The 2,565-nt window shown below is 67.1% G+C and carries 2 protein-coding genes; both read right to left on the bottom strand.

Features of this window, described 5'->3' with window-relative positions; genetic code table 11:
- Window positions 1–85: 85 nt before the first annotated feature.
- The gene (locus QMX83_RS21170) at window positions 86–1,732 is read right to left on the bottom strand and encodes a CsgG/HfaB family protein (protein ID WP_282298596.1); all 1,647 of its coding nucleotides are present in this window, start codon (window positions 1,730–1,732) and stop codon (window positions 86–88) included.
- Window positions 1,733–1,781: 49 nt separating this feature from the next.
- The gene (locus QMX83_RS21165) at window positions 1,782–2,447 is read right to left on the bottom strand and encodes a hypothetical protein (RefSeq protein WP_282298595.1); all 666 of its coding nucleotides are present in this window, start codon (window positions 2,445–2,447) and stop codon (window positions 1,782–1,784) included.
- Between the last annotated feature and the right edge of the window lie 118 nt (window positions 2,448–2,565).

Below are 2,565 nucleotides of genomic sequence, written 5' to 3'. Positions count from 1 at the left end.
CGGGTCGCGCGGGCCGGGGGCCGGCCCCGGCTAGCCACCACCCCCCGGACGCCCACGACGGGGGTCGTGCGCCGCCGTCAATCCATTACCAATTCGGATCTTCGGCCGGTGTGGCCGGCTTCGGGGCCGCCGCACGTGCGGGCTTCGGCTTGGCCGGGGCTTCGCCGGCCGGAGCCGCCGCTGCCGTCTGCTTCACCGCGCCCGCCTGCTGGCGCAGCTCGATCGAACCCGGCTTGAACGCGGTACCGCCCAGATCAGCGCCGCCCTCGATCGTGCCGTAGGAGGTCTGCGAGGCCACGCGGTCAATCCGGATCGTGCAGCATGGCATTTCCGAACGGCCCAGCGAACGGCCGGTCTGCGGGTCCTTCAGCTCCTCGCCCAGGCTGACCGCCTGCCAGCGCTGGCCGACCTTGAGCGAATCGCCGCCCTGGCTCAGCACCACCTGGTCACCGCTGACCGAGACCACCGAGACCGGGAAGATCTCCGTGATGATCGCCGTGCCGATCTGGCCGGACAGCGAATCCATCATCGCCGCCGCCATGCCCTTGCCGTCCACCACACGCGGCAGCGTGCTCGGACCGGTGCCGGCCAACTGGTGGTCGAAGCTGTCCGACATCACCACCTCACCGGTGGTGGCGTTGATCAGGCGCAGGGTGATGCGCCCGCCGCCCGAATACGAGGTCACCTGGCGGTCGGACATGCGCAGGTTGCGCACGCTGCGCGGGTACTCGAAGCGCTCGATGGTCGGCACCAGGATCAGGTCGGTGGCCAGCTGCTGGCCCAGTCGCGCGGTGTCCTGCAGGCGCACGTTGCCGCTGTTGATGTGGTCGATCTCGGCCTGCATCTCGTCGCCGAACTCACGGTCCAGCACGATGAAACGCTTGGTCTGGGTCAGCGTGTCGTTCAGGCGCGCGCGGATCGCACGGGCCACTTCATCGCTTTCCACCCGGCCGTCGCCCACGGCATAGGTACGGGCACGCACATGCGGCTGGGCGACCACGATCTTCGGTCGGCCCTGCTCGTCCGGTGCGCGGTACTTGGCGATGTCGGCGCGTACGCGCACCTTCCAGTAGCTGCGCATCGTGCGGCGGTTGTAGTCGCCTTCGAACGAACGCGCGCCCTGCTTGGCCGAAACCTCGGCCTGTTCCTTGTAGCTTTCCTTGACGCTGGCCGAGGCCGAGCCACCGCCACCGGAGGCTTCGGCCTGCGCCTGCGCCGAACCGCTGGCCGAGGCCGACGCGGAATAGCTGTAGCCTTCGTCACTGGCGCGCACGCGCGCAATGACTTCTTCATCCAGCTGGGTCACTTCTTCCTGCGAGAGGATTTCATACCCCAGCACCGCTCCCTGCGAAGCGGCAATCATCTGCTGGGCAAACGCGTCGGCGCGGATATCGCCGACGTGCTGCCCATCCACGTCCACATGCAGGCCCGCACGGATGCTCTGCATCTGGCTGGCCACGCGTACACCGTTGACCTGCGACACCGCCGACTGCAGCGCGTTGAGCACGGCCAGCTCCGGCGTGCTGCCGATGCCCTCCGCCTCACGTGCCACCTGGGTGGTGCCACCGAAATCCGGACCACCGCGCTGCGGCTTTTCCGCTGCGGCCGGCTGTTCCAGCTTGGATTCGGGCTTCGGGTCTGCCTTGGCCTCGACCGGTGCCTCCGACTTGCCGCAAGCGGCAAGCAGGGCAGCGGTGAGGGCCAGGCTCAACAGTCGTACGGAGCTGTGCATGCGGGGCCTTCAAAAGTCACGTGGTAGGTATCGACCGTTGGTCGATACGTCAGAGCGAATCGAGCATCGACTCGGCGTTGCCCGGCACCTTGATCTTGGATGCCTTGGCAAAGGTCAGTGCGGCCTTCGAGGAGCTGTACAGACCCTTCAGGTAGCCCGGCGATTCCTTGGCCACCCAGGCACCGGCGGCCAGCTTGCGGCCCACCGTGGCCAGCTGGGTGCCGCTCAGGTTCTTCATGCCGTTGGCGAAGTTGCTCGACTCGCCGCTCAGCTTCTGGCCTTCGGCGGCCGACGCCACCAGCGAGACCAGGCCTTCAGCGTAGTGCTGCTTGGATTCGGCGCTCAGTTCCGGCTTGGCGGCAACGCGCTCGTCAATGGCGGCCTGGGCAGCTTCGCTGACCGACACCGACTTCTTCATCTGGTCGACGTTGACCGAACCGGACGACAGCGCCAGGCGCTCGGCTTCCAGCAGCTTGACCTGCTCGGCCAGGCCGAAGGCCTTGGCGAACGAGGTCTGCGCGTCGATGGAGTGCGACTGCGAGGACACGAAACGACGCACCAGCGCTTCCTGCGCGGCTTCGTCCGGAGCACCGGCCGAGGCGGCCGAGGCGCTGTTACCGCCGCCAGCCAGGTCCTTGAGCTTGCCGAACTGGGCGTGGGCCGGTGCGGTGAAGGCGGTGGCGATGGCCAGTGCAATGAGGGTCTTGCGGATCATGGGAATTCCCCTGTTGTTCAATGATGGATTGCAATGCTTCGGTATCGGTGGGTGCCGCCCGTTGGTCGGCACCCCCTTAACCGACAGCCTTGACGTTCAATTAGTTGATAATCTGCTG

The sequence above is a fragment of the Stenotrophomonas sp. PS02289 genome, assembly GCF_029960115.1.
GTDB lineage: Bacteria > Pseudomonadota > Gammaproteobacteria > Xanthomonadales > Xanthomonadaceae > Stenotrophomonas.
This window is presented reverse-complemented; position numbering and strand designations above follow the sequence as displayed.